Annotated in this window: 7 protein-coding genes and 1 pseudogene; 6 read left to right on the top strand and 2 right to left on the bottom strand. The window is 46.2% G+C overall.

The window, feature by feature from the left end:
• Positions 1–266 (top strand): annotated as a pseudogene (locus QUA77_RS23110) (calcium-binding protein); the annotation flags it as partial.
• 76 nt (positions 267–342) lie between these two features.
• Here the strand turns inward: QUA77_RS23110 and QUA77_RS23105 are convergent.
• Complete coding sequence (locus tag QUA77_RS23105; protein WP_333040479.1) at positions 343–705, bottom strand: hypothetical protein; 363 nt, start codon at positions 703–705, stop codon at positions 343–345.
• Positions 706–1,106: 401 nt separating this feature from the next.
• On the opposite strand from QUA77_RS23105, the gene QUA77_RS23100 reads away from it, so the two are divergent.
• Complete coding sequence (locus QUA77_RS23100; protein WP_333040478.1) at positions 1,107–1,949, top strand: photosystem II manganese-stabilizing polypeptide; 843 nt, start codon at positions 1,107–1,109, stop codon at positions 1,947–1,949.
• A gap of 463 nt (positions 1,950–2,412) precedes the next feature.
• Entirely contained in the window at positions 2,413–3,186 is a 774-nt protein-coding gene (locus tag QUA77_RS23095) for an RNA polymerase sigma factor SigF (protein WP_333040477.1), read from the top strand.
• Between the two features lie 101 nt (positions 3,187–3,287).
• Here QUA77_RS23095 and QUA77_RS23090 read toward each other — a convergent pair whose 3' ends face one another.
• Complete coding sequence (locus tag QUA77_RS23090; RefSeq protein ID WP_333040476.1) at positions 3,288–4,454, bottom strand: pyridoxal phosphate-dependent aminotransferase; 1,167 nt, start codon at positions 4,452–4,454, stop codon at positions 3,288–3,290.
• 237 nt (positions 4,455–4,691) lie between these two features.
• On the opposite strand from QUA77_RS23090, the gene QUA77_RS23085 reads away from it, so the two are divergent.
• The 3 genes from QUA77_RS23085 to QUA77_RS23075 all read left to right on the top strand — a co-directional run.
• Positions 4,692–5,204: an adenine phosphoribosyltransferase gene (locus QUA77_RS23085; RefSeq protein ID WP_333040475.1), complete on the top strand. Its 513-nt coding sequence runs from the start codon at positions 4,692–4,694 to the stop codon at positions 5,202–5,204.
• 225 nt (positions 5,205–5,429) lie between these two features.
• Positions 5,430–6,470, top strand: coding sequence for an ABC transporter permease (locus QUA77_RS23080; RefSeq protein WP_333452733.1), 1,041 nt, complete (start codon positions 5,430–5,432; stop codon positions 6,468–6,470).
• A 118-nt stretch (positions 6,471–6,588) separates the two neighbouring features.
• Positions 6,589–6,828 (top strand): leucine-rich repeat domain-containing protein (locus QUA77_RS23075; protein ID WP_333452731.1); only part of this gene is annotated, 240 nt, incomplete at its 3' end.

Raw genomic sequence — 6,828 nt, 5'->3', positions numbered from 1 at the left:
CGCCTCCTACTCCAACTCCGCCTCCTACTCCAACTTCGCCTCCTACTCCAACTTCGCCTCCTACTCCAACTTCGCCTCCGACGCCGACTCCGAGGATTCCGATTCCACCGACAGTTAGCGTGCCTGATGCTGATTCGCCCCTGCTGTCAATTAGTTCGATCCCCCCGGCGCGGACTCCCGGACTATGGCCAATGCCCGGCCCGACGCCGTTCCCGACGCCGGTGCCGAACCCGATACCTTTTCCTACACCTTTTCCTACACCTTAGGGGCTTTAGGTGCGATCGCGCCGCTCAGTGATGAGTTATGAGTTAATGTAAAACTCACTAAACTCATCACTCATAACTATTTAACGTCCTGGGGAGTTTCGGCCGAGTCTTCTGGCGACTCGGCCGGAGAATCTTCTAGAGGAGATAATTGTTGGGTGTACCCCAAGAGCGATCGAAGTTTCATGCGGTGGATGTAAGGCCAGCCGCCATTGGCTTCAATATTCCTGAGCAGTTTGTAAAGTGCTTGGCGGTTGTCGGGAAAAGACGCTTGAAACAAACCGTCCCGAATTTCCCGGTGCGAAGCTTCCAGCCTCCGCAGCAGGGCCAAAAGCAGCAGACTGTCTCCCTGACAACTTTCGGCTAAAGTCCGAATCGCCTCTGTCAGCGATTGCATTTGAGACTGCAACTTTTCTGACTCTAAATCTTTGCCGTTGTCCATACCGCTGCTTCCTTTGAAATCTACAAGGCCTTTGTCCCCAGCCTTTTGGTCAACCGACTAATCGAGCTAGTCGCGATCGCCATTCGGGGTCATAAGCAAAGTAACTTAAGTAGGTTGACTTAAGCAATATTAATTTGCAGTCCAAGTCAGGAAAAGAGCACAACCCGTCGTACCATGTGTATTGGGCTGCGATCGGAACATGATTGAGAAATCATAAGTTCATGCTTATTTTCACGGCGCACTAGCTTGATTTTCTGAGTCAATGCCGGTGTCGGTGAAGCGAGCGATCTGGATCTAAATGCTGCCCTAAGCGCTGGCCTAGCCTGCCGGCGGGCAATTATATTTTGCTCGAAGTAGGGCTTTTTCTTAATATAATCCGATGTTGGATATTGAGGTTTGCAATGAAATATCGTGCTTTAATTGTTGCACTTTTAGCATTTTGCATGAGTGCGCTGGTTGCTTGTTCTTCTGCTTCTGACACGACGGTGGCGACTACTGAGTTGCTCACCTACGACGAGATTAGAGGTACTGGCTTGGCTAATAACTGCCCTAGCTTGGCAGAAACTTCTCGGGGATCGATCCCCATCGAAGCAGGCGCCACCTATAAACTGACTGGTTTGTGTTTGCAGCCCACAACTTATTTTGTGAAGGAAGAACCAGCAAACAAACGCCAAGAAGCGGAATTTGTGCCTGGTAAATTGCTGACACGGTTCACGTCGAGCATTGACCAAGTTCAAGGTACGCTTAAGGTCGGTAATGACGGAACTCTGACTTTCACAGAAGAAGACGGCTTGGATTTTCAAGCTATTACGATTCAATTACCGGGCGGAGAGCAAGTACCTTTCTTGTTTACCATTAAAGAACTGGTAGCTAGTTCCGAACCCGGAGTAGTTGCTATCAATACTTCCACCGATTTGAGAGGGGAGTTTAACGTTCCTTCTTACCGCAGCGCAGGCTTTTTAGACCCTAAAGGTCGCGGGGTATCGACTGGCTACGACAATGCTGTAGCGCTTCCGGCTACTGACAATTCCAAACTGCAACGGTCTAATGTTAAGCTGGCTGACACTCGCACCAAGGCGGGCAGAATTTCTCTCCAAGTTGCTAAAGTTAACAGCGCCACTGGCGAAGTTGGCGGGATTTTTGAGAGCACGCAGCCTTCTGATACTGATTTGGGAGCTAGACCGGCTCTGGACGTGAAAATTCGGGGTTTGTTTTACGCTCGGATTGAGCCTTCTGTATCGTAAAATTGGCTTTCTGGATCGATCGAACTTGAGTAGTTTTTTACCCTAAAGGTACTGCTCGCTCTTCATTAGCCAACAGTCTTGAGCAACCTAACTTAGGACTGTTGACTAATGACTAAATTTATGATTTAATTGTGGTAATTCGCAAGTTATGAAGTTGGGATTTTTTATTAATTAAAGTATTGTCTTCACAGCGCTTTCAGCTTATAATGTATTTTTTTAAAAAACATGATTAAATAGGAGATTTGGTCGAAGGCCTTCTACCTCGTAAAAGTCTGCCTTATGTCGAAAACCTTCGGATAATCCCGCTAAATCCGTTCACGTTCCGAAAACTTAACTGGTGTGTCCGCTATCACACATATTAAGTGCTACGATTACACTACATAAAAGTGAATTTTTTTAGACTAGATTGGAAACTAGATCTAAAGCAACTTCAGTCCTCTGCTCTACCCACCCTTATGCCACCATGTCTACCACACTGCCGAACGAGCTAAAAAGCGAAAATTTGCAATTGTTGCGCGAGTACCAACTTTCTGGCTCTAATGAAATCCGCAATCAGTTAGTTAAACTGAATATTGGACTGGTCAGAAAAGAAGTTTACCACTGGATCAACCAGTGCGGTGAAAGCTACGACGATTTGCTGCAAGTCGGATGTATTGGGTTGATCAGGGCGATCGAGCGGTTTGATATCGCCAAGGGACACGCTTTTAGTTCCTTTGCAATTCCCTACATACGGGGCGAAATTCAACACTATTTGCGGGACAAAAGCCCTTCTGTGCGATTTCCCCGCCACTGGCAGTCCCTGGAACGCAAATCAGTAGCAGCGATCAAGGAGTTGCAGGTGCAGTTAAACCGCAAACCTACGGATGCTGAAGTAGCAGCAGTCCTTGAGGTTTCTGTACAAGAATGGCAAGAAATTAAGTTGGCCCATCTCAACAGATCGCCTCTGAGTTTGGACGCGCCGATGCAAGATGAAGATGAGGGGGCTACTTGTCTGGGAGAATTGGTGCCCGATAGCAAATATCGGAGTTTTCAGTTGGCGCAAGAGGATCAAATTCGCGTACAGCAAGCTTTGGCTATGTTGGAACAACGGACTCGCGAGATATTGGAGTTTGTTTTTCTCTACGATTTGACGCAGAAAGAAACGGCTGAACGCTTGGGTATCAGTGCGGTGACAGTTTCTCGGCGAGTTAAGAAGGGGCTGGATTTGCTCAAGGAAATCATGACTAAACAGCTTTAGTGATTAGTCATTGGTCATTAGTCATTAGTCAGCAGTCAGCAGTCAGCATTAAGCTGCTACCGATAACAAATAACAAATAACCACTGACTACTAACTAATTTTTAGATGCTGCGGACAAATTTATCGAGCCTTTCTACGGCTTTTTTAATCGTGCCTAAATCGGTGGCGTAAGACAAGCGAATATGGTCGTCTGCACCGAACGCAATCCCCGGAATAACTGCTACTTGCTGCTGTTCTAAGAAAGCGTCGCAAAATTCCAAAGAATTCATTCCAGTCTTGCTGATGTTGACAAACATATAGAAAGCACCGTCTGGTTTAATACAGCTAATTCCAGGGACAGCATCGAGTAATTCAAATATTACCTGACGCCTTTCGGCAAAAGCTAGACGCATTGTTTCGACAGACTCTTGACTGCTTTCCAAAGCTGCGATCGCGCCGTACTGTGCAAAAGTACACACATTTGATGTACTGTGACCTTGAATGGTGCTGGTGGCTTTAATTAATTCGCTCGGCCCGGCCAAATAACCGACTCGCCAGCCTGTCATCGAGTAAGCTTTAGCAAAACCGCTGCTGATCAGGGTGCGATCGAAGATTTCTTGGCCTAGGGAACCGATGCTGACGTGTTGGGCGTCATCATATATAATTTTTTCGTAAATCTCGTCAGCAACGACTAAAATATCTCGATCGACTATCACCTCAGCTAACGCTTTGATTTCCGCCGTAGTATACACCATTCCCGTCGGGTTAGAAGGCGAATTCAGTACAAATAACTTGGTTTTGGGAGTAATCGCTCGACTCAGTTGTTCCGGTGTAATTTTATATCCTGTAGAAGCATCAGTCCGTACAATTACTGGCTTGCCGCTAGCGAGTTTCACCATTTCAGGGTAGCTTAGCCAGTAGGGAGCCGGAATAATTACTTCCTCTCCAGGCTCGATCAGAGCCATCATCAGATTGTAGAGGGAATGCTTGCCGCCGTTGGTGACAATGATATTTTCTGGTTGATAGTTGAGATTGTTGTCGGATTTGAGTTTGCGCGCGATCGCAGCTTTTAACTGCGGTTCCCCAGCCACAGGGCCGTACTTAGTCTTGCCCGCGTCTAAAGCTTGTTTTGCCGCTGCTTTAATGTGTTCGGGGGTATCAAAGTCGGGTTCTCCCGTACTCAAACTACAGACATCAATCCCTTCGGCCTTCATGGCTTTAGCCTTAGCGGCGATCGCCAAGGTTATGGAAGGAGAAACCTCACCCACTCGTGCTGCCAACTTAATCATTGGATTTTAGATATTAGATTTTTGACTTTCGATCATAGGGTGACAAATGTTGATATTCAACCCTGTTGTTAGGGAATTATGACATTTGTTTACATAGTACGTAAAGGATTAAGCAATTAAAGAATAAAAATTAAAGAAGCTCTTAGTTTTAATTTTTATTTTTTAATTTTTATTTTTTGACGTTATTATTGTACCATTTTTGATGCCTCGTTACCCTCAACGCCGATCTGCAAGCTTATGGATCTCAAATCTCTGATTCGCGACATTCCTGATTTCCCCAAGCCGGGAATTCTGTTTCGAGACATTACAACTTTGCTGCGCGACCCGCAAGGGCTCAGCTACACCATTGACAGCTTAGCCGAAAAATGCTCTGCAATGTCTGTTGACTATGTGGTGGGCATGGAATCCCGGGGCTTTATCTTTGGCGCGCCTTTGGCTTATAAAATGGGAATAGGCTTTATTCCTGTCCGCAAACCAGGGAAACTGCCCGGTGCGGTTCATTTTGCTGAGTATGAGTTGGAGTACGGTGTCGATCGACTGGAGATGCACCGAGATGCGATGACATCCGGCAGCCGGGTGCTGATTGTGGACGATTTAATCGCCACTGGCGGAACAGCGGCGGCCACGGCTAAATTGTTGGAACAAGCTGGCTGCGAGCTTGTCGGTTTTGCTTTTATCATTGAATTGCAGGCTTTGGGCGGCAGGCAGAAATTGCCGGATGTGCCGATCGTCACGCTAGTTGAATATTAGTTAGTTAACTGTTGGCAGTTGACAGTTGACTGCTGACAGTTGACAGTTGACAGTTGACTGCTGACAAATAATATCCTTGACCTTTGCATCGGAATTATTCATCTCTCTCTTCTCTTTCTCTGCGTTCTCTGCGTTCTCTGTGGTTAAATCATGCCGATGCAACCGGAATCAATATCATTCACAATTCTTCAAATCTAAAATCTAAAATCTAAAATCTAAAATCCTATGACTTCTATTAAATTGAATCGAAATTGGCGAAAGTTGAATTCTCTGTTTGGTGGCGAAACATTTACTTATGTTTTAAAGCGACTTTTGCAGGCACTTTTAACCCTCTTTTTGGCATCGGCTCTTTGTTTTGCAATTATTGAACTGGCACCGGGAAATTACTTGGATACATTGAGCCAAAATCCGAAGATTTCGCCGGAGACACTCAAGCAACTCGCACAGCAGTTCGGCTTAGATAAACCAGCTATTGTGCAGTATTGGCTGTGGCTGCAACAAATTGTGACGCGGGGGAATTTTGGCACGAGTTTTGTGTATCAGCGATCCGTAGCTTCGCTGCTGTGGGAACGAGTACCGGCGACGCTATTAATGGCGATCGCATCTTTGATTGTAACTTGGGCGATCGCGATTCCCTTGGGAATAGTCGCGGCCGTCAATCAAAACCGCACAGTCGATCGAGTTCTGCAAGTAGTCAGCTACACGGGACAAGGATTTCCCAGCTTTATCACAGCTTTGCTGCTGCTATTTTTTGCTCAGAATACTTCGCCTCTGTTTCCCGTCGGAGGGATGACGAGCATTGACCACGCAGACTTACCTTGGTGGGGTCAAATCCTCGATTACGGCTGGCACTTAATTTTGCCAACAGTCGCCCTCAGCCTTACTGGTTTTGCTGGTTTGCAAAGATTGATGCGCGGACAATTGTTGGACGTGCTGCGTCAAGATTATATCCGAACAGCACGGGCTAAAGGTTTGCCGGACGATCGAGTAATTTACGTTCACGCTTTGCGGAATGCAGTTAATCCGTTGATTACCCTATTGGGTTTTGAGTTTGCTAGTTTGTTGAGCGGTGCGTTTATTGCCGAATATTTCTTTAATTGGCCGGGTTTGGGAAAGCTGACTCTGGATGCGGTGAACAATCAAGATTTGTATTTAGTAATGGCAAGTTTGATGATGGGTGCGACGATGTTGATTGTGGGGAATTTGTTGGCAGATTTGCTGTTGAAGGCTGTCGATCCTCGGATTAAGCTGGAAGATTTGAAATAGCACACTTAACTCAGTAACAGAAGGTACGCAAGGGCGATTTGTAATAGTCAATAGTCAACAGTATTCCCATTACCCATGCCCCATGCCCGATGCCCCATTCCCCATCTAGGAGTGTTTTATGTCAGAAAAACAACCAAACGAGCCAATGAGTTTTAGCAGCTTTGCGGACTGGTGCAGGCATATTGACAGTCTTTCAGAATCGGCAAGACACACAGTTGAAGTGTTGTTAAAAAAGGCTGGCACTGATGACGCACAAGCAGCAGAGCAGATACTTTCAAGCATGACAGAACTGCATCTCAACAACAATAGAATTACCGACATCAGCTTCCTAGGCTCGCTCACCAATCTGACCACACTG

The organism is Microcoleus sp. K5-D4, assembly GCF_036704575.1.
Classification (GTDB): domain Bacteria; phylum Cyanobacteriota; class Cyanobacteriia; order Cyanobacteriales; family Microcoleaceae; genus Microcoleus.
Note: the sequence above shows the minus strand (reverse complement) of the source record. Positions and strands in the feature narration are given on the sequence as shown.